Source organism: Neobacillus sp. NPDC058068 (genome assembly GCF_042885335.1).
Taxonomy (GTDB): Bacteria; Bacillota; Bacilli; order Bacillales; family Cytobacillaceae; genus Neobacillus.
In genome coordinates, this window is sequence record NZ_JBHVSI010000010.1 from 132,852 (window position 1) to 152,735 (window position 19,884).

Here is a 19,884-nt window from a genome sequence, read left to right on the forward strand (position 1 = left end):
AAGGAAGAGGGCGCATTCTCCCCCCATCCTTTTAATGTTTATTTATTAACGTTTTAAGTTTACTAATTCTTCCAAAATCGAATCAGAAACCGTAATAATCTTCGCATTTGCCTGGAACCCGCGCTGGGCAGTAATCATATCGGTTAGTTCTTCAGATAGATCGACATTGGACATTTCCAGCTGGCCGGGGATAAGTTGTACGGTTTTATCTTTAGGATTACTTATAATGATTGGGTCCGTATCGCGATATAATGAGCCGCCAACTTTACTTAACCTTCCCGGATTCGTAATGGTGGCAATCCCAATCGTTGTACTGCCAGGAAGCTCATTTCCATCTTTATCAAAGCCTTTAACATTTCCGTTTATGTCAATTGAAAATGCGACGCTGTCAGTTGGAAGTTTAACAGAGTTACCATCTATACCTAGTAGAATCATCCCATCTGGATTGACCAACTGATTATTACTATCAAATGAAAAATTACCAGCTCTTGTTAATAATTTTTCTCCTGCGGGATTCTTAACGACAAAAAACCCATCGCCATCTAAATATAAATCTGTTGGATTGTTCGTAGTAGTTGGGCTTCCAGGGGTGAAGAGAGTATCAACACTAGCTACTTTTGTTCCCAACCCAACTTGAAGCGGATTAATTCCTCCTGAAGAAGCTGATGGCGCTGTAGCACCCCTTAAGGTTTGACTGAAAATGTCTTCAAAGACAACCCGGCCCTTTTTATAACCGACTGTATTTACGTTGGCAATATTATTTCCAATGACATCTAACTTTGTTTGAAAAGCACGAAGACCTGATACTCCAGTATTTAATGAACGTAACATTACTTTTCCACCTCGTTATGATTAATTTCAACTGATATTATTGCTGATGAAAGCACTTCTTTCTCTCCAATTTTAAAATAAACAAGTCCATTTTTATATTGGACACCCGTGACAATACCGCTCTCGATTTTATTCGTTTCCGGGTTCATCCACGATACCTTTTTATCTAACATACTAGAATACTGCGCTAAATTATCCTGATTAGAATTTAAATATAGGTAGGCGGATAGTGAATTATTTAAGTTTGATAGCTGCTCTAACACACTGAGCTGAGCCATTTGCGAAATCATTTCCCCGTCCTGCATCGGCTGGGTTGGATCTTGATTTTGCAGCTGTGCCACCAAGATTTTCAGAAACTGTTCTTTACCCAGCTGGTTTTTTTGCGGATTGTTGGTTGTTTGTTGTGAATATGAATTAAGCGCATTAATAGTTGCCAACTAGTTTCCCCCTCTAGGCAGTCGTATTTATTTGCGAACTCCAGCCGATTTCGCTCGGAAAATCGTGATAGACTTCTTCCTTCGGTTGAATGTATCGTTCATTTCGTTTACGGGAATCATGGTGCCCATGCCTTTGGTTGGAATCTCCTTTTTGTGAAAAAGAGTTCGCCAAATGGCTGTATTGCTGCGAAATATCAATTTTATCAACCCGAAAGCCTTGCTGTTCCAATGCCGCATGAAGCGCCTGGACATTTGTTTGCAGCAAATCCTTTCCTAACGAAGTGCTCGCCAGAAACTCTGCCGTCACATTCCCATCCTTAATTAGCACTTTCACATCGACTTTCCCTAAATGCTCCGGCTGTAAGGTAAAGGTTGCTTCCATGCCTTCCTTAGCTTCCTGCACTTTAATCGCCGCTTGAAAAACTTGCCCCACGTCTTGTTGAAAATTGGTTGCCCGGACTGGCACAGAGAAAACAGGCTTGTCACTCAAATTGATCCCACTTGCTGCCGATTCGTTTGACTGCCGATTTTCAGAAGGATTGAATCCAGTTATGTTGAAATGATTCGAATCTTCTTTTTTCTGCTCGATTTCCGGCTCCGCCGTAGATGTCAGCATAAAGGTTTCCTTAAGTGAAACTTCAGGTGCTTTGGCGGTTAACTGTGAAACTGCTGTTTCCATCACCAACTGTTTTGACAGCTGTTGTTGAAAAATAGAAATCTCACTTTCCTTTAATTCTACTGATTGAGCAACTGGGTGATGATTAGCTGCTTTTATTGGGAGTTGGCGGTAATCATCTTTTTTTAATAAGTTAGGAGCAACTCGTTGCTGGTTTTCCGCTAACAGTGGAGCATCCTCTTGTTCTGTTACAATACTCGTCGAAAAATCCGATATTGGTTGGTCTATTACTTGAAGTTGTCCTTGTTGCACCGCTGACTGTGCCATCGGGGCTGGCAGGAAATTCAATAACCCTAAAAGCAAATCAACATTTCCCTCTTCATTTTCCTGCTCATTTCCGGCTGTGGATAGCAGCAGCTCATCAAAAAGAGTGTTCTTTTCTTTATTCTCTGTCTTGTTAGTCCCATTAATTATGTATTTATTTCCTACAATTGGAGGCCGAATCACCTATTGCCACCTACTATTCTATAACTTTACTACCATAAGGATAATCGTTTTCTAGGAATCAAACAACAAGAAATAAACAAAGTTTGACAAAATTTTTAATAATCGTTCCATTTTCGACAAAATCAGGTAGAATAGAAGGGTATGCTTGTTTGAAGGGAAAGAAGTTCATGAATATAAATTCCTTGCTTACTGATCAGATATTGAATAAGACTATTTCGAATAATGGCCAGGCGGCAACTGCTGATAAAACAACAGGTAGTTCTTTTTCCTCACTGCTGACCCAAGTAATTCTCGAAGCAGAACTTGCCAAAATGGATGGCGGAAACAGCGAGTCAATTGCTGATTTCTTTAAGATGAATCCGATTAATTTACGAATAAATTCCAACTCGATTAATACTGACAGCGTCGAAGAATTGCTGTCTACTTTAGTGGGCGGAACACCTGTACAATATGAAAATGTAGATGCCGGCACACTTGATTCCCAGTTAAAAGGTGCTTTAAAAAATAAAGGAAATATCTTTGTCGAAGCAGGGAAAATGTATCAAATTAGCCCGGCACTGCTTGCCGCTATTTCCATCCACGAGACAGGAAACGGCAGTTCAAATGCGGCTAATTATAAACATAACGTTGCGGGAATGATGGGGAAAAATGGCTTAAAGACCTATGCGTCTGTTGAAGAAAGCATTTTTGATATGGCCCGAAACCTAAGGGAAAATTATTTGGACGATGGTAAAATGACGATTGCACAAATCGGCGCAAAATACGCACCAATCGGCGCCGCCAACGACCCAAACCAATTAAATAACGCTTGGGTGTCAGGCGTACAGCATTACTTTGAAAAACTAACAAAGGCCGATTTCGCATAAGTGAAATCGACCTTTTCTTTTATTGTCCGCTATTAAATTGTGAATACAGCCATGAACCCTGAGAGTTAAACTTATTAACTGCTGCTTCCATTGCGGCGAATTGTTTATAATATTGGTTCTCTGCTTTATTCAGTCGATCATTTTGACGGGTAATATCTTTTTGAATGTTTGATAGCAACTTTCCAATAACGCTTTGATCATATTGTGAACCACCAGTTAAACCCGCTTTTTTTGTTAAGTCATTAATTCCCTGTGTCATCGTTTCGGAAAGTCGGTGTACTAGTCCATTTGTCCCTTTTTCATTATCACCAATTTGCGAAAATAAATTTCTTACTCCATCAGGGTCTGCTTGTATGGCAGCTCGTAATTTTGTTTCATCCACATAAAGTTTCCCTTTATCTTGATAGCCTTTTGATGAAATTCCAAGTGCCAACAGAGAATTATAAGTACTGCCATTCCCCACAATTGAGTTCATCACATTTCGCATTTTATTAACAATATCTTTTATAATACTGTCACCATGAAGCAGGCCGCTTTTCGCTTTTGCTTCCCATTGTTCAATTTGTTTTTCGGACATTTCACTGCGCTGATCATCCGTAAGTGGCAGAAAATCTTTATAAACTGGTTCATCATTAGCTTTATTTAATTTATCTAAAAGATCATTGTACTTATCAATAAAATCTTTTATGTTTTTTACTTCTGTATCAATATTCTGTGAAACAGTAATCGTACTTGTAATAGGTACGCCGTTTGAGTCCAATGTTGGACTTTTTAAAGAAAGGCTAATTCCCATTATTACGACATTATTCGAGGCTGTTTTAACTTGATTTCCATTAAAAGAAATGTCAGCATCCTTCCCATTTTGGCTCCCTGTTCCAATCTTCAGCGTGTTATTTAATAAATTTTGGCTCTCTGTCGTTCCATCATCACTTATCTCAACTTTTATATTTTCACCCGTGGCTTTTGACCTTACGATAAATTGTTTTAAATTTGCGTCATATATCGCCTGTAACCCAAGGCTTTTACCAGAGGCATCTGTCGAACTATTAATTTTGGAAACAACATTATTGATTGTATCATCTGGATCAATCGCAATATCAGCAAATTGAAAGGCTGACGAATCATTAGGATTATTATAAACCTTAATCTTAATTGTGGTCTTGTCTGCCAATTGCCCAGCTTCAGACAATGTTTGAGCCGGTTTCAATTGAACATCTTTTCCAGTAAATGTCGCTGATTCAGCTACATTATTTACCTTTACAGTATAAGTACCTGGGACCGCACTTGAAGTACCCGTTCCAGAAACGGAATTTGATTGACTGGAAGAAACGTCAAAAGTATTGTACGCACTAGAAAGTTTCATGTTAAACAATGTATTTGTATTAAATGAAAACAAATCTTTATTCCACTGCCGGAAGGCATCGCTTAACCACATTTGCTTTTGCTGTTTCTGTATAAGTTTATCCAGGGGAATTTTCTCAACATTCATCAGTTTTTTAACAATCGTATCCGTATCTAAACCTGTAGCCATACCTGTTATTCTAGTTATTGAGGAATTACTCATTTACCTTCACCTCACACATTTCTATATACTTTTTATCCTTATTTCAAAGCAAAATACTAGACTCTTTTGTCAATTATTATTCCTTGTTGTTCCTTTGCAGCAGCAACCATTTCTAAAAAATCTTCAGATGGTATTTGCTTAAGTACTTCTTGTGTGCCATCATCAATAATATTAACGAAATATTTTCCAGATGCTTCGTGAAGTCGAAACTCTAAATGACTTGGTTTGAAGACTTTATTAAAATCATTTAATGCGTTTTTGATTTCTACTTGGTTAACCTCTTTTGGTGAGGTGATTTTTTTGTATGGTTCCTCTTCAAATTTCTTATTTCCATTGTTTATTACAAGGATATTTTCATTGTTATTTTTGATAGTATGCAATGCTTTATTTTGAATATTTGTTGAGCCCTGGGTAATCTCCATTGTACTCTTCTCCTTATTCTATATCTTCCAAGCAGGTAAATAAATATTAATTTCCAATCTAGATGGATAGTAACTACTTCTAAGTATCGGCATTTTTGTATAAAAAGTTGAGAAGTTACAATTATTTGGTATTCATTTTAAATTATGTTATAATAAGAACATATATTCTGTTAAAAGAGGATAAAAAGCATGGAATATGAAATTAGTAGCAGATTTCACTCACAAATATGCGGGAAATTACTGGGAGATGGTTGTATAACGAAGCAACTTGATAGAAAACCAAGATTTCAATATATTCATAAATTGGATGATTATGATTGGGCAAACTATTGTTATTTACAATTAAAAGATTTTATTCCATTAAACCCGCCAAAATATAAACGAACAAACGATGACCGGGTAAGAAAGGGCTTCACTGAAAGTTATGTTGTTCAGTCCAGAACTAGTAATATTATTACGGAGCTTGAAAAGCTTTGGTATCCTGAAAGAGTAAAACGAATTCCTTTTAGTTATCTAGAATCGTACTTAAATGATGAAACTCTTGCATGGTGGTATCAGGATGATGGGCATCTAAAAATGTCAAATGGAATCCCGAGAAAGATTATTTTATCAACCGATAATTTTACGACAAATGAAAACCATCATCTTCAAGCCCTTTTAAATGACAGATTTTCATTGCACTTTTCACTAGATGGCCAAAACCGTTTGTTACTGTACGACCAGCCACAAATCTTATATTTCAACAGATTAACTAACCAGTATATGAACCCCTCCATGAAACGAAAAATAATCAATATTAATAAAAATGTGGCAGAGCTTCCTCCTAAAATATCAACTTTTTATCTTCCCGTTGATATACAAATTAACAAGCCAACTTTGGAAATTAACCAGCAACTAAATGTTCTTCCTTATCTTTATAAGATAATTATCTCCCATGATTCTTACATAGATTTTTATAAGAATAGAATTGTTCCATTAAGAAAACCACTTCCTACAAAAACCTATAAAATTATGTTAAATCCGAAACACTGGCATCACCTAAATTTAATCAAAAAAGCTACAGGATTAACTTATAGTAATATTGTGTATCTATGCTTTAGAATTAATCCTTTGGGGTAAATTAACAAAAGAGATTCTAGATAAACTAGAATCTCCTCTATAAATAGATTTATTAACGAAGAAGTTGCAGTACGCCTTGTGGTTGTTGGTTGGCCTGAGCAAGCATTGCTTGTGCTGCTTGTGCAAGAATACCGTTCTTGCTGTTTTCCATAACTGCTTGTGCCATATCAACATCTGTGATACGAGAAGAAGCAGCAGAGAAGTTTTGTGACATAGTTTCTGCATTATTTGCTGTATATTGTAAATTATTTTGTGTAGCACCTAGGTAAGAACGAGCAGTTGAAACATCCTTAATAGCCTTATCCAATGTAGCTAGTGGACCTGTAGGAGGTGTTGCTGCGGCGCCTGGGTCGAAATCAGTTAGCCCGAGAGTTTCTACGTCTGCTTTTGTCTTACCAAAGTCTATTGCAGTTGTCTCACCTGTGTTGGCACCAGTTTGAATTGTAATGGATTTAGCTGTACTACTAGTTAAATCAATTCCATTAAATTTTGTATTTTTAGCAATATCGTCAATATTTGTTAATAACTGTGTAGTCTCAGCTTTAATTGTTGCTTGTTCATCAGCATTATTTGAGCCATTTTGTGCTTGAACGGTTAATTCTCTCATTCTTGAAAGAATATCATGGATTTGACCAAGAGCACCATCCGCAGTTTGAATCATGGAAATACCGTCTTGTGTGTTACGTGATGCTTGATCTAAACCGCGAATCTGATTTTTCATTTTTTCAGAGATTGATAAACCTGCAGCGTCATCTGCTGCACCATTAATTCTTTTACCAGAGGATAACTGTTGAAGTGATTTACTTTGTGCTGCCTCATTTTTAGATAACTGACTATACGTGTTCATTGCTGAAAGATTATGATTAATTCTCATGTTATGTACCTCCCTTGTATGATAAGGAAATTCTTCCTCTCTATATCTATGTATCGACAGAGTTTTTAAAAGTGTAGAGGGGAAAGTTAAAATATTTTATCTATCTTTGTATTTTTTTGTATTAAAAATACAAAACCCGCCAATTTCAGCGAGTTTTTCCAAGATCTTTCTATTTATCTCAAGAAATCTACCAACGTCGGCTGCATAAGCCTTGCCCCAGCAGACAACGAAGCTTTTAATGCTGTCTCATGCGCCGTTAATTCAATATAAGCCTGGGCATAATCGGTATCTTCGACCTTCGACCACATCTTTTGCTGCAGGAAGTTGGCTTGATCTAGTTTATTGGCAGCTAATTCTAGCAAGTTCTGATTGGCACCAACAATCGTCCGCTGGGTGAGAACATTGTCCATTTGCTTGTCGATTGCACCCAATAGATTATTTGGATTCTGCCCATCCTCTAATGTTTGCACAAGTGTATCCAGGGTTTCGAATAAGTTTTTCCCATCCACAGAAAAGCCGAATATCGAGTTAGCGTTCACATTTACACTCACTGACATACCTTGACCGACGTCCCAATTCATCCCAGACTGCACAACATTTTGCAGTCCTCCATTACTATAAGGCGCCTTACTCTGGTCCATGCCCGAAAAAAGATATTTTCCCATAAAATCAGTATTGGCAATGCTGCCTAGCTGGTCTTTTAATGAGCGAATTTCAGTGGCAATACTTTTTCGATCAATCTCATCCGTCGTATCGTTGCTAGCTTTAACCGTCAATTCCTTAATCCGCTGAAGCACGGTGGTGGCATTATCTAAGGCATCATCGGCGGCGGTGAGCCAGTCGATTCCGTCTTGGGCATTATTTTGATATTGGTTTAGCTGCATAATCGAAGAGCGGTGTGATAATCCTTTCATGGCTGCCATGGGATTATCGGATACTTTCTCGTATTTCATCCCGGACGAGATTTGCTGGCGCAATGAATCAATTGCCGTGTTATTCCGCTGTAAGTTCTGGTTAAAGTTCCGTGTCACCATAAGCTGTGTTACCCGCATCCTACACCCTCATTTCTCGCTATAAGCCATTAATTAATTTATCTAACATATCGTTAACGGCGGAAACATATTTTGCCGCGGCATTGTAGGCTTGTTGAAAGCGAACCATATTGGTCATTTCTTCATCAAGCGAAACACCGGAGATCGACAGTCTACGGTTGTCCACTTGCTGCGCCACAGCTGCTGTACTATCACTTGCTTGGATTGCGCCGTTGACATCAAGTCCTAATTGACCCACAATGGACCGATAAAAATCACCAATCGTCGTTTGACTACCATTTATATCAATCTTTTGGAATTGCAAATCGGCCATTGCTTTCGCATTGGAGCCGTCGCCAGCGAAATCAGATTTTGCTGCGGCGATTGTTCCAGGTGACGCAAATATTTTAGGATTCACCATCATGTTGGCAGCATCTCTAGGCGGCTGGGTCGGATCGTCTTTATCGACAAAAAACAATACTTTTTCCACCTGCGTTTGCGCCGCAATATCATCTAAATTTCTGGCATCATCGCTTGTCTGCAGGCTGTTCATTTGTGAAGCAATCGCACCAGCTAATAGATCCAAATTTCTTCTTAATGATGGAATACTAGATGCTTCTGTTCCGTTCAATATATCTAGAGCACCCTTGATCTCGCCGCCATCTAAGGTAACGGCAGTCCCACCAACCATCGTCTCGCCTGTTTGTGGGTTTACTGAAAATGTGCTGGTTGTGGTGCTATTGACAATTTCCACGCCGCCTACCTTAAGGACGACCATGCCATTTTGACCTGGAGCAGTTTGAACACTCACTAATTTCGATAGATTATCAATTAATAGATCCCGTTTGTCCAATAAATCATTGGGCTGCTGGCCTGTTGCCGTCAGCAGGGCAATTTGTTTATTTAAGTCAGCCACTTCTTTTATCGAAGTATTAATCTCCGCTTCTTTTAATGATACATCCTTCGTTAAATCGGTTTCGATTTGGGTAATTCCCCGTGAAATCGCTTGAATGCTGTCCGCCACTGCCTTCCCATTCGCAGCAACAACCGTTCTGAACGCTAAACTATCAGGGTTCTTGGCCAGCTCCTGAAAGCTTCCCCAAAACCGGTCAAGCATCATGCTCAACCCTGAATCAGATGGTTCATTAAATAACCCCTCAATGCTTGTGAGCGCCTTCGCTTTCGCATCCCAATAGCCCGCTGCCTGCTGGGCAATCCGATATTGTCCATCTAAAAAATGATCACGAATCCTACGGAGCTCGGATACTTCAACGCCTGTCCCGATCGACTGCGGCGCGGTGCTGTTATTCATGCCCGGATAGGCATACGGATTGGCTGCCTTCATAACCGCATCCTGTCTTGTATAGCCAATTGTATTGGCGTTGGCAATGTTGTGCCCCGTAGTATTTAGAGCCGCCTGTTGCGCTAAAATCGCCCGTTTACCAATCTCTAATCCCCCAAAAGTTGAACCCACTTTTCTTCACCCCTATGCCTTTGCATCAAAAAAACGAACAGATTCCCGCGTTTCCTGTGTGCCTGCTTTTGGGCTGTATACACCCGTACCGTCCGATGAAGGCACCATCTGTTCGATCATAAAGTTTGTAAATGTTAACGATTGCTCGATTAATTGCTGGTTCGTCTGATTGACCCGCTCGATTTCCGCAAATAAAGACTTTAGCTGAGCAAATTGCTCCCTCCATTCCCGCTTTAGCGCGTTGTCCTGCTCCCGTTCGATTAATTCAGCAAGCGATAGCTGATTTGCTTGTTCGCCTAAAATCGCCGTTCGCTTTTGCTCCGCTTCCTGAATTTTTTTAATCAGCTTGGACTCTTCTGCTAAAACAGATAATAACGGATTAAGCTCGGCGCTGATTAAAATTTGCTGTTTCTTTTTCGCTGTTTCCAATAAGGTTTCGTGAAGGTTTGCCAGTGTCTGCAAAGCTTCTGTAAGTTTATTCATCGATTTTTGCTCCTGACTTCCAAAAAGCTAGTAGTTTTTCAGCGACCTTCCCACTATCAACCTGGTACGTTCCACTTGCAATCTGCTGTTTCAAGTGCGCGATTTTCTCTGCTTTTTCGTGTTGGATTTGCTTTTGCGCCTCGCTCGATAATTCTACTTGCTCGAATTGCGCCTTTTTGTCACCGGCAGCCTTCTTTGGCTGCTCGTTATTTTTTTGATGGGCATTGTAAGCAGCACCAATCCGATTAACTTGATTGACGTTATTGATTTTCACAACGATCCGCTCCTTTCCATCGATTCCTCTACTCATATGTATCGGCAGGTTTGTTTTATTTGGTTAGTGGAAAACTTCTCCTTTTCTTCTTCCGAGAATAATGCTACTATTTACCTAGAAAACGCATTCAGGGGATGAAATTACATGTACATACTACTGTTCCTTTCTTTTGTGCTTGTCTCTATAATCGTGATTATGCTTGTAATGTTGCTGAAGAATAATCGAAAAAGACAACCACAGGTACAAGAAAATAGTATTGATAGACGGCAAGCCTATCGTTTATACGTAAATAATAAAATGTGTAACATTCAACCACTGTATTCCTCTACAAGAGGAGCCGCGATTATTTGTGATATCAGCACGACTGGAATTAGAATTGAGACAAAATCAGATTCCCTGACTTTAAAATCGCTTTTGCTTATTTATTTCACCCTTGAAGACGAGACATTTTTACTTGAAGGTATGGTAAAAAGAAAGCAAACCGTTGCTTCCAACCGTGACCAGTATGGAATTAAATTCATTTTTCTCAATCCTGCAATGGAGGAAAATTTACAAAAAAAATTAACATCGTTATCAAGGAAAATTGCTCAATGAAATGGTTAGAGAACGCCCGCACTTTTGATGCGGGCGTTTTTTTACGTTCTCATTATTCCATTGGCTATTCCCAGCATTTGATCGGCATAGCTAAGGGCACGGGCACTGGCCTGCAATCCCCTTTGTGCTTTAATCATATCGGTCATTTCTTTGTTTAAATCGACGTTTGAGGATTCGAGGTAGCCTTGTTTCAGATTCACCGAATTGGAAAGCGAAACCGTTCCGCCGCTGAGCCGGGAAACACCGCCTTCATCGGTTAACAGCTGCGGATTTTCAATTGTCATAATCGCTATCTTCTGGCTGCTTCCGGCAATCATCCCGTCCGTTAACACCTGAAAATTTTCGCCGCTTGTTAATTCAATCGGCTTCCCATTTTGATCAAGCAGAACATCCCCTTGGGAGTTTACCAGCTGGACACGGCCATTCCCAAGCGCCATTGGTTGAAAGACTCCGTTTCTGGTATACAAAGTTTCCGTCGTATTTCCGGTTGTTCGTTGAACTTGGAAAAATCCATCGCCGACAATCATGAAGTCAAAAGGATTATTTGTTTCTAGCGGCGTCCCCTGGGTTGTATCCAGTGCCGTTGCTGCAATCCTCGAGCCGAAGGTAGTCCGAATCCCTGGAGGGGAAGTGCGTCCGATTTCCTTTTGCTGCTCAGTTTGATTTTGGATCGAGACGGCAAGATTATCAGAAAAAGATGCTTCCCGCCGTTTATAGCCTGTCGTATCGACATTGGCAATATTGTTCGCAATATTATCCAGTTTCCCTTGATAGGCCCGGACTCCTGTTGAGGCAATATATAAGGATGTATTCATTCGACTATACCCTTCCCACAGTATTCAACTGTTCCAATGTTTTATCATAGGCTTGCAGGACCTTTTGGTTTGCCTCATACAGGCGGATATTGGCCATCATTTCAGTAATCGTCTGACCGATATCGACATTCGATTGTTCGAGCATCTTCTGTTGTAATTGCACACCCTCCGGCATAGTCTTGGCAATCATCGCAGTGCTCCCGCCATTAATCGTAAACAGGCCATTCCCCTCTTTCACGAGGTTAGCAGGGTCATTGACAACAACCAGACCAAGTGTGCCGACTGTTTTTGCACGCGCGCCGTCATTCGGATGGAGGATGATATCGCCATTGTCGCTGATTGCCACATCACCAGAAGCCAATTCTGGGTCAGAAATTGGCGCCCCATTTTGTCCTAAAATCAAATCGCCTGACGAGGTCGACAGCTGGCCGCTGGCATTAACAGAAAAATTTCCATTTCTCGTGAGATGAAAACCGCCATCCGCTGTTTGGACGGCGAATAAGACAGAAGGTTTAATGTATTTATTGTTGGTTAGAACTGGCGCAAGCTGAGAATCATTGATGGCGACATCAAACGGGCTGTTTGAACTGACAAGACTGCCTTGAGTAAACAAAGCTAATGTTTCTTGATTATAGACCCCCATCGTTAAAGAGCCGATTTTTCTTCCTGGCGCTGAATTTTGATTATGTATTTGCTCCAGCAGCATTTCCGGAAACGCCCGTAATGGACTGGCATCCTGTTTGTAGCCAGGTGTTTCGGCATTGGCCAAATTATTGGTTAACGCATCTTGCTTTCGTTGCAGCGCAATCATCCCTGATGCTGCAGATTCAATTCCGCGAAGCATTGTTCGTGCCCCTCTCACTTTTAAAATATCTATAAATAGAGGTTCACTAATAACCCCTTGATTTCGCCCATTTTCTGGAGCAATTCAATCGGATACACTTGCTTGTCTAACACGAGGTCGGAAAGCTCCAGCAGCTGGTGATCGACTTGTTTGATCAACTTCAAACGCTTTTCCCGCCCATTTGGATAGGAACCGATGTGTTCTTCAATCGCTACCCCGTTCTGGGCCACTTCCTTTAAAAATGCTTGAATCGTCTGCTTATAGGCGATTAAATCCTTTAAAGACCGGGAACGACTTAAATACGAGCCATACTGTTCAAGCTCATCGAAGAGAGTTTGCAGGCGGTCTTTGGAAAGTGTGGTTTGTTTTTCTTGTAAAATATGATGAAAGGACAGTGTTTCTTTTCCTTTTTCTCTTGTGGAAAAAAAACGTTCCTGGTTCACTCCATGGTTCGGCTGAATCTTCAAACGGAATGTCCCCTCTCTATGATATTTTTCAAAAGGAATTGTCGAATTTTACCGATTCACGTACAATAACATTATAAATCTATTTATTCTACTTTTAAAGGAGAAAATAATGTCGACGATTATTGGAATTTTGCTTGCATTACTCGCTATTGGGTTTGGAATGATTTTAAAGGGAGCCTCATTATCAGCTTTAAATAATCCGGCTGCATTATTAATTATTTTTGGCGGGACGGCAGCAGCGCTATTTATCGCTTTTCCTCTCAGTGAAATAAAAAAGTTCCCTATTCTCTTGAAAATCGCCTTTTTCGAACCTAAACTTCCATCTATGGCAGAACAAACAGCCAATTTAGTCAGATGTGCGGAGGTTGCAAAGCGCGAAGGATTTCTTGCCCTAGAGGAAATCGCCGGCGAAACAAAGGATGCTTTTTTTAAAAACGGTTTGGAAATGATTATTGATGGCAATGAAGCAGATTTCATCGAAGAAGTTCTCTTAGATGAAGTTGATGCGGTAAGCAAACGCCACAAGACAGGGGCGCTCATCTTTACCCAAGCAGGGACCTATGCCCCGACACTAGGCGTGCTCGGAGCCGTGATTGGACTCGTTGCCTCACTCGGAAACTTAAATAATGTTGAAAAACTTGGTCATTCTATTTCCGCGGCTTTCATCGCCACTTTATTAGGTATTTTTTCCGGATACGTATTATGGCATCCACTCGCCAATAAATTAAAACGGATTTCCAAACGGGAACAAGAATTAAAGCTGTTGACCATTGAAGGGCTGTTAGCGATCTATCAAGGGGTTTCGCCAAGTGCGCTTGAGCGGAAATTAACGGTTTATATCGCGCCAAAGGAACGGAAAAAGCTAGATAAGAAAACCGAGGACAAAGCACATGAGAAAACAGCGTAGAAATTTTGATGATGAACATGAAGAACATATTGATGAATCGTGGCTGATCCCCTATGCCGATATTCTGACGCTGCTACTGGCTTTATTTATTGTTCTATTTGCCTCGAGCGCGGTCGATAAACAGAAATTTATGTCGATTATGCAATCGTTCAAATCGGAATTAACGGGGACGAAAATCGATAATCGTAATGCAGGATTATCTGTTCAGCCGCCAAATAAGGACTTGCCGGATCAAGATGTGAAAGAACCGAAGCCGGTACAGGGTGCGGCACCGGGTCCGAGCAAAGAAGAGACCGAGCTTCTAGATTTGAAAGGCAAAATTGAAAAATTTATTGCCGACAGCCACCTGCAAGCAGATGTTACCTTGCAAGATACGAAACGGGGAGTGGAAATTACCTTTAAGGAAGTCATCCTGTTCGATCCCGGCAAAGCCACTCTTAAGGATAGTTCGAATCAAACCTTGGATGCCATTATTGTCTTAATCAAAACAGTCCCGAACCCAATCAGTATTGAAGGACATACCGACAATGTGCCAATCAACAATGCAAATTACGCCTCAAACTGGGAGCTGTCCTCGGCCAGGGCAGTCAGTGTGCTCCATTATTTTGAAGCAAAAAATATTGCCAAAGAACGCCTCCAGTTTGCTGGCTACGGTGAATTCAAACCGCTCGTTCCTAATGATACTGATGAGCATAAACAGATCAATCGCCGGGTGAATATTGTAATTTTACGAAATAGCTAGTTAGTTGAAAAAGCCAAACTCTCCTTGAATGGTTGAGCTTGGCTTTTTTGTTTATTAGTTAAATTGTTTGACCATTTGCACCTGCTCCGTCGCTGTCGAAAATCCATTTTCCATTAAGTATTGCGTTACCGGATTTGATACGGAGGCATTGACGGTCATGATGTTTACCTTAATGTCTGCCTCGGCACAGATGCTCGCCATAATTGTATTGATTATTTCGTTAGTAAACTCACAAACTAGTTCAAGCTGGTAGATGACTACCTTCTCCAGCAGCCCTTCTTGATTCCATATTCTTCTAAACAAACAATAACCAAGCGGTTCGTCCCCGCCTGCATAATAAACCTGCGCTTCCCCCGACCTTACACTCTGCCACTGACATTGCCATGGGACATTTTCTTTATAAAATGGAATTGTTTTGAGCTGCTCCGGACGGATTGGTTTTATTATTATCGACGAAACCACGACGGATTGGGATTCTACAGCTCCACTTAAAAATACGACCGAATCGATGATTTCATAGCCATATTTTTGATATAAACGAATCGCCCGTTCATTTTCCTTAATGGCTTCCAGTGTGGCCACTTCAATTCCCTCTTCGGCATACAGCTTGAACGTCTCCTCCATTAGCTGCTTGGAGACGCCTTTCCCGCGGTAGGAGGTGGCGACGCCCGTTCCACCATTCCAGACTGTTTTTTTCCCGTCAACTGTGCGGACCCCATTTAAGATAATCGCCACAGGTTCCTCCCCGTCAAAGGCAACCAGCGACAAGTTCATCGACAGGCCCTCATTTATAAAACGCTGAAAAAATGTCTCCGCGGTCATCTCAATCTGAACAAAATAGCCCTCAAATCCTCGATTCCAGGCAGTAATCGCATCTTCAATCTTGCACTCGGTTAATTTTTTAAAAATAATAGCCATTTTGTCTCTCTCCTTCGATGGTGAAATACAAATAAAACCGTTAACTTGGCGCGTTGCCCTCGTTTACTCGAAGATAAAGCTCTTTTACTCGCGGATAACACTGTTTTACTCGCGGATAGCACTCGTTTACTCGCGGATAGCACTCGTTTACTCGCGGATAGCACTCGTTTACTCGCGGATAGCACTCGTTTACTCGCGGATAACACTCTCCAACTGTCGCGTAACCTCCCTCAACTGTTGCATAGCACCCTCCAACTGTCGCATAACCGCCCTCAACTGTCGCAGATCCCTCTCCAACTGTCGCATAACCTACCCCAACTGTCGCAAGTCCTCCATTTACTGGCGGTTTCTCAAGCAGCCACTTAGCGTTCGTCTACAGCCGTTAGTATTGGCGATAGACAACCTCCCCCTTTAAAACCACATTCCCTTGTTGGTTCATGGTTTGAACGGCAAATCGGAGCAAATTTTCTTGTTTTTCCTTTAACGTCGCCTTAAGGGTTATACAATCGTTCAAAAATACCATCCCTTTAAAGCGGATGGAATAATCCTGGATGAAACCTTCTTCATAGTACTCGGTAAAAAGCTTGGCTAGATTGCCCATCGTCCACATGCCATGGGCGATGATGCCGGGCAAGCCCGCTTTTTCTGCCTCTTCATCAATCGTGTGAATCGGATTGAAGTCCCCTGAGGCACCGGCATACTTAATTAAGTCCAGCCTTGAAACAGGCTTGAGTTGAATTTCCTTTAGCGACTCGCCAACTTGTAATTCCGCAACCGTACTCATCTGGTTAACACCTTCCTTACCGCTTCGGAGATCACAATTGTCGAGCTTGAACTGAAAATTATTTTTCCTTCCAAATCCTCGCCGTAGTTTTCAAGGACAAGGAAGCCCATTTCACCAAAGTTGCCCTTTTTCTCAAAATAATTCTTAACCTTGCTATAACAATAAAGTTCTTCCCCAACCAATAATGGTCTTTCGTAATGAAACGTTTGTTCGCCATGAATCAAGCCTTTTATATGCAGGTTAAATCCTTCAATCACACCATAATCAAATATTCTTGGAAATGTCGGCGGGGCGATATTATTTTTAAATCTAGAAAGTCTACCCGTTTCTTCATCGACATATATCGGATGAAGGTCACCGATTGCTTCGGCAAATTTCTTTACCGCACCTCTTTCAACTGCATTTTTTACTTTGGTTGAGAGCTTGCCAATCTGGTCTTTAAACAAGTCACTTCACCTCACGAGAAAATTAATTTTTTGGTCCGCCGGCAACATACTTATGAATTTCATCCTTGCCTCGTAGATCTCATTTTATTTTGAAATTTCAGATAAAACAAGTTTTAGTTCAACTATTTTGCCATTCCTGACTAATTTCCGGCTTAATACAAATAATAAAAGCGATATTCCTAAGAGGATATCATCGTTTCTAAATCCTTTGATGAGGTGATTTGATGAGCTACAAAGATCATTTAGATCCACACTCACAGCTTTTTCATTCCACTTGGACAAGAACTAAACATACCAAGTCGCAAATGAACGGGCAAACAATGAGGACGCCAACCAATATTATCCTAAGAAGCAATGCCAAAGCACATCGCTGGTAATTGTTTGGCAAGAAACGAAAAGTGGCAGCCATAGTTTAAACTGTCATGATCAGATAAGGTCTTTTCTCGAATATAGTACCTGAGAAAAGGCCTTTCTGTTTTTTATCTCGCCCAAACTTTATATTGATATTATATGGACGAAACGATAACATAATGAAATAAAAAAGAACAGGAGTAAAGCAATTATGTTTGAAGACTTCACAATTAGAGATGCCATTCTTAGTGATATGCCAGCAATTATAAATATATATAATTCAACCATACCAAGCCGCATGGTTACCGCCGACCTGGAACCAGTTTCTGTTGAATCCCGTGTGCAATGGTTTAACGACCATTCCCCAGATTTCCGGCCATTATGGGTTGTTGAATGCCAAGGCGATATTTGTGCGTGGGTCAGCTTTCAATCATTCTACGGCCGCCCCGCTTACAACGGCACTGCGGAAGTCAGTATCTATATTCATCCTGATTTCCGGGGCAGAAAGCTTGGAAAATTCTTAATTCAAAAAGCTCTCGATGCCTGCCCTAAGCTCGAAATCAAAACCTTGCTTGGGTTTATTTTTGCCCATAATGAACCAAGTATTAAACTTTTCTCGGGCTTTGGTTTTGAAACCTGGGCACATCTTCCTAATGTTGCGGAACTAGAGGGTGTGGAGCGAGATTTACTTATCCTTGGGAAAAGAATTTCTAAATAATAAATTTTCCCAATCAAAACACGATTCATTTTTTTCCATCTTTGACATATTCCAATATCCATCATTATTTAGTACTATATAGTGTATAATCATAGTTTTTCTATCATTCTGGGAAAAACAGCATCCTTGGAGGAATTGGAGATTTTCATGCATAAAAAGAAGCTAGTCATCATCTACTTTATTTCTAGTTTTATTTGGATATATGGTTCCAACTATATTATACAACAATATGTACATTCCTCCTTCATCGAGCTTGTCGAAAGAGGTAAAGAAATCCTGTATATCCTTGTAACAGGCGGATTTATTTACTTTTTCATCAATAAGAAAGAAGAGTTACATGAATCGAAGGAAGATCAAAAGCGCCTATCCACGTTAATCAATTCGATGGTCGATTTCGTTAATTTTAAAGATGGCGATGGCAGATGGATTGAAGCGAATGACTTTGGTTTGCACTTATTTCAATTGGAAAATGTCGATTATCGCGGAAAAAAAGATTCAGAGTTAGCCGAATATACCGACTTTTATGCCGATGCCCTTCGATACTGTGAAATATCTGATGAGGAAACTTGGGAAAATCGTGAGATAACCAGGATTGAAGAAGTCCTCCCCGTTCCCGATGGCTCTTCGAAAATATTTGACACCATCAAGGTTCCCCTGTTTAACCCTGACGGCAGCAGAGAGGGTTTAGTGATTATTGGCCGTGACATTACCGGAAAGAAGAAGATGGCAAAACAATTAACCGAAAGCCAGCAGCAGTATAAATCATTATTTGAATACAGTCCGGATATTGTTTATATGATGGATTTGGATGGGGTTATTACTAACTTGAACCCGCAATTTGAGGGGATTACCGGTTATAAGCGGGAAGACATGATTGGCAGGAATATCAATACCTTTCTACCGAAAAGATATAAAAGGTACATGAAGAAATTTTTCTCTTCAGTGATTGAAGAAATTAAACCGCTCATGTATGAGATTAAATTACCAAATGCTTTTGGTGAAACGATTACATTACAATGTACATCTGTTCCGATGGTTATTAATGGTGTTACCACTGGCATCATTGGGTACGGAAAAGATTTGACTTCATTGCGGAAAACAGAGGAGCGACTTAGAAGAACGGAAAAGCTGTCCGTTGTCGGGGAGTTATCTGCAAGTGTCGCCCATGAAATCCGCAATCCACTTACTTCGCTTAAGGGTTTCGTTCAGATTTTGCAGATGGAAGATAAAAAACATCAATTTTACTATCAAATCATGTTGGATGAATTAAACCGCATCAATCATATTGTCGGTGAGCTTTTGCTGCTGGCAAAACCACAGGTTCTAAAATTCACAAATGCAGATATTCAAAAGCTGCTGATGGACGTGGTCTCGTTATTAAGCACCGAGGCAAGTTTATATAATGTGCAAATTGAGTCTATTTTTCCTAAAGAAAACATTATGATTGATTGCGAGCCAAATCAGCTAAAACAATTGTTTATTAATATTATTAAGAATTCGATTGAGGCTACAATAAATGGCGGCACCGTTTCGATTGGGTTAGAAAAAGTTGATGGCGATAAGGTTCTAATTACCGTAAAGGATAATGGCTGCGGAATTACTAAGGAGAGGTTACAAAAAATTGGCGAGCCTTTCTATTCTTCAAAAGAAAAAGGGACAGGCTTAGGGTTAACGGTCAGCTTCAAAATTGTTCAAACACACAAAGGGACGATTCGTTTTGAAAGTGAAAAAAATCAAGGAACCTCTGTTGAAGTGATTCTGCCGATTTGTCAAAATCACGAAAATAACTCTAATTAGTAG

General features: G+C 40.4%; 24 protein-coding genes. 8 read left to right on the forward strand and 16 right to left on the reverse strand.

Annotation, left to right across the window (positions count from 1 at the left end):
- Positions 1–45: 45 nt before the first annotated feature.
- Genes ACFVSW_RS13480 through ACFVSW_RS13490 form a run of 3 tightly spaced genes read right to left on the reverse strand, consistent with a single transcriptional unit; the run spans position 46 to position 2,391 of the window.
- A complete protein-coding gene (locus tag ACFVSW_RS13480; protein ID WP_387316746.1) occupies positions 46–831 on the reverse strand; it encodes a flagellar hook-basal body complex protein in 786 nt (261 codons plus the stop codon).
- A complete protein-coding gene (locus ACFVSW_RS13485; RefSeq protein WP_387316748.1) occupies positions 831–1,268 on the reverse strand; it encodes a flagellar hook capping FlgD N-terminal domain-containing protein in 438 nt (145 codons plus the stop codon). The genes ACFVSW_RS13480 and ACFVSW_RS13485 overlap by 1 nt, the downstream gene beginning before the upstream one ends.
- A gap of 13 nt (positions 1,269–1,281) precedes the next feature.
- A complete protein-coding gene (locus tag ACFVSW_RS13490; protein ID WP_387316750.1) occupies positions 1,282–2,391 on the reverse strand; it encodes a flagellar hook-length control protein FliK in 1,110 nt (369 codons plus the stop codon).
- 167 nt (positions 2,392–2,558) lie between these two features.
- Between ACFVSW_RS13490 and ACFVSW_RS13495 the strand changes: the two genes are divergently transcribed.
- Positions 2,559–3,257 (forward strand): glucosaminidase domain-containing protein, encoded by a 699-nt coding sequence (locus ACFVSW_RS13495; protein WP_387316753.1) that lies wholly within the window; start codon positions 2,559–2,561, stop codon positions 3,255–3,257.
- 19 nt (positions 3,258–3,276) lie between these two features.
- On the opposite strand, the gene fliD is transcribed toward ACFVSW_RS13495, so the two are convergent.
- A complete protein-coding gene (fliD, locus tag ACFVSW_RS13500) occupies positions 3,277–4,821 on the reverse strand; it encodes a flagellar filament capping protein FliD (RefSeq protein ID WP_387316754.1) in 1,545 nt (514 codons plus the stop codon).
- A 56-nt stretch (positions 4,822–4,877) separates the two neighbouring features.
- Positions 4,878–5,243 carry a flagellar protein FlaG gene (locus ACFVSW_RS13505; RefSeq protein WP_387316756.1) on the reverse strand — a complete coding sequence of 122 codons (366 nt, stop codon included), beginning with the start codon at positions 5,241–5,243 and terminating at the stop codon, positions 4,878–4,880.
- A 189-nt stretch (positions 5,244–5,432) separates the two neighbouring features.
- On the opposite strand from ACFVSW_RS13505, the gene ACFVSW_RS13510 reads away from it, so the two are divergent.
- Complete coding sequence (locus ACFVSW_RS13510; RefSeq protein ID WP_387316758.1) at positions 5,433–6,362, forward strand: endonuclease; 930 nt, start codon at positions 5,433–5,435, stop codon at positions 6,360–6,362.
- A gap of 52 nt (positions 6,363–6,414) precedes the next feature.
- On the opposite strand, the gene ACFVSW_RS13515 is transcribed toward ACFVSW_RS13510, so the two are convergent.
- The 5 genes from ACFVSW_RS13515 to flgM form a co-directional block, all read right to left on the reverse strand.
- Positions 6,415–7,236, reverse strand: coding sequence for a flagellin N-terminal helical domain-containing protein (locus tag ACFVSW_RS13515; protein WP_387316760.1), 822 nt, complete (start codon positions 7,234–7,236; stop codon positions 6,415–6,417).
- 173 nt (positions 7,237–7,409) lie between these two features.
- Complete coding sequence (gene flgL / locus ACFVSW_RS13520; RefSeq protein WP_387316763.1) at positions 7,410–8,288, reverse strand: flagellar hook-associated protein FlgL; 879 nt, start codon at positions 8,286–8,288, stop codon at positions 7,410–7,412.
- A gap of 19 nt (positions 8,289–8,307) precedes the next feature.
- The gene (gene flgK, locus ACFVSW_RS13525) at positions 8,308–9,741 is read right to left on the reverse strand and encodes a flagellar hook-associated protein FlgK (protein WP_387316765.1); all 1,434 of its coding nucleotides are present in this window, start codon (positions 9,739–9,741) and stop codon (positions 8,308–8,310) included.
- Positions 9,742–9,753: 12 nt separating this feature from the next.
- Positions 9,754–10,224, reverse strand: coding sequence for a flagellar protein FlgN (locus ACFVSW_RS13530; RefSeq protein ID WP_387316768.1), 471 nt, complete (start codon positions 10,222–10,224; stop codon positions 9,754–9,756).
- On the reverse strand, positions 10,217–10,498 hold the full coding sequence (gene flgM / locus ACFVSW_RS13535) for a flagellar biosynthesis anti-sigma factor FlgM (RefSeq protein WP_387316770.1): 282 nt from the start codon (positions 10,496–10,498) through the stop codon (positions 10,217–10,219). The genes ACFVSW_RS13530 and flgM overlap by 8 nt, the downstream gene beginning before the upstream one ends.
- Before the next feature lie 144 nt (positions 10,499–10,642).
- On the opposite strand from flgM, the gene ACFVSW_RS13540 reads away from it, so the two are divergent.
- Positions 10,643–11,092 carry a PilZ domain-containing protein gene (locus ACFVSW_RS13540; protein WP_387316773.1) on the forward strand — a complete coding sequence of 150 codons (450 nt, stop codon included), beginning with the start codon at positions 10,643–10,645 and terminating at the stop codon, positions 11,090–11,092.
- 41 nt (positions 11,093–11,133) lie between these two features.
- On the opposite strand, the gene ACFVSW_RS13545 is transcribed toward ACFVSW_RS13540, so the two are convergent.
- The 3 genes from ACFVSW_RS13545 to ACFVSW_RS13555 are packed head-to-tail and all read right to left on the reverse strand — an operon-like array spanning position 11,134 to position 13,218.
- Positions 11,134–11,907: a flagellar hook-basal body protein gene (locus ACFVSW_RS13545; protein WP_387316776.1), complete on the reverse strand. Its 774-nt coding sequence runs from the start codon at positions 11,905–11,907 to the stop codon at positions 11,134–11,136.
- A gap of 4 nt (positions 11,908–11,911) precedes the next feature.
- A complete protein-coding gene (locus tag ACFVSW_RS13550) occupies positions 11,912–12,751 on the reverse strand; it encodes a flagellar hook-basal body protein (RefSeq protein WP_387316779.1) in 840 nt (279 codons plus the stop codon).
- A gap of 29 nt (positions 12,752–12,780) precedes the next feature.
- Positions 12,781–13,218, reverse strand: coding sequence for a YaaR family protein (locus ACFVSW_RS13555; RefSeq protein WP_387316781.1), 438 nt, complete (start codon positions 13,216–13,218; stop codon positions 12,781–12,783).
- A 109-nt stretch (positions 13,219–13,327) separates the two neighbouring features.
- Here ACFVSW_RS13555 and motA point away from each other — a divergent pair, with 109 nt between their 5' ends.
- Positions 13,328–14,125 carry a flagellar motor stator protein MotA gene (gene motA / locus ACFVSW_RS13560; protein ID WP_387316784.1) on the forward strand — a complete coding sequence of 266 codons (798 nt, stop codon included), beginning with the start codon at positions 13,328–13,330 and terminating at the stop codon, positions 14,123–14,125.
- Positions 14,109–14,867 (forward strand): OmpA family protein, encoded by a 759-nt coding sequence (locus ACFVSW_RS13565; RefSeq protein ID WP_387316786.1) that lies wholly within the window; start codon positions 14,109–14,111, stop codon positions 14,865–14,867. Before motA ends, ACFVSW_RS13565 begins: the two co-directional genes overlap by 17 nt.
- 54 nt (positions 14,868–14,921) lie before the next feature.
- On the opposite strand, the gene ACFVSW_RS13570 is transcribed toward ACFVSW_RS13565, so the two are convergent.
- The 3 genes from ACFVSW_RS13570 to ACFVSW_RS13580 form a co-directional block, all read right to left on the reverse strand.
- The gene (locus ACFVSW_RS13570) at positions 14,922–15,785 is read right to left on the reverse strand and encodes a GNAT family N-acetyltransferase (protein ID WP_387316789.1); all 864 of its coding nucleotides are present in this window, start codon (positions 15,783–15,785) and stop codon (positions 14,922–14,924) included.
- A gap of 382 nt (positions 15,786–16,167) precedes the next feature.
- Positions 16,168–16,569, reverse strand: a complete 402-nt coding sequence (locus ACFVSW_RS13575; protein WP_387316792.1) for a MaoC/PaaZ C-terminal domain-containing protein — start codon at positions 16,567–16,569, stop codon at positions 16,168–16,170.
- On the reverse strand, positions 16,566–17,015 hold the full coding sequence (locus ACFVSW_RS13580) for a MaoC family dehydratase N-terminal domain-containing protein (protein ID WP_387316794.1): 450 nt from the start codon (positions 17,013–17,015) through the stop codon (positions 16,566–16,568). The genes ACFVSW_RS13575 and ACFVSW_RS13580 overlap by 4 nt, the downstream gene beginning before the upstream one ends.
- 224 nt (positions 17,016–17,239) lie before the next feature.
- Here ACFVSW_RS13580 and ACFVSW_RS13585 point away from each other — a divergent pair, with 224 nt between their 5' ends.
- The 3 genes from ACFVSW_RS13585 (at position 17,240) to ACFVSW_RS13595 (ending at position 19,881) form a co-directional block, all read left to right on the forward strand.
- On the forward strand, positions 17,240–17,392 hold the full coding sequence (locus ACFVSW_RS13585) for a YpzG family protein (RefSeq protein ID WP_387316795.1): 153 nt from the start codon (positions 17,240–17,242) through the stop codon (positions 17,390–17,392).
- A gap of 185 nt (positions 17,393–17,577) precedes the next feature.
- Positions 17,578–18,084 carry a GNAT family N-acetyltransferase gene (locus tag ACFVSW_RS13590; RefSeq protein WP_387316797.1) on the forward strand — a complete coding sequence of 169 codons (507 nt, stop codon included), beginning with the start codon at positions 17,578–17,580 and terminating at the stop codon, positions 18,082–18,084.
- 147 nt (positions 18,085–18,231) lie between these two features.
- Entirely contained in the window at positions 18,232–19,881 is a 1,650-nt protein-coding gene (locus tag ACFVSW_RS13595) for a PAS domain-containing sensor histidine kinase (RefSeq protein WP_387316800.1), read from the forward strand.
- Positions 19,882–19,884 lie beyond the last annotated feature (3 nt).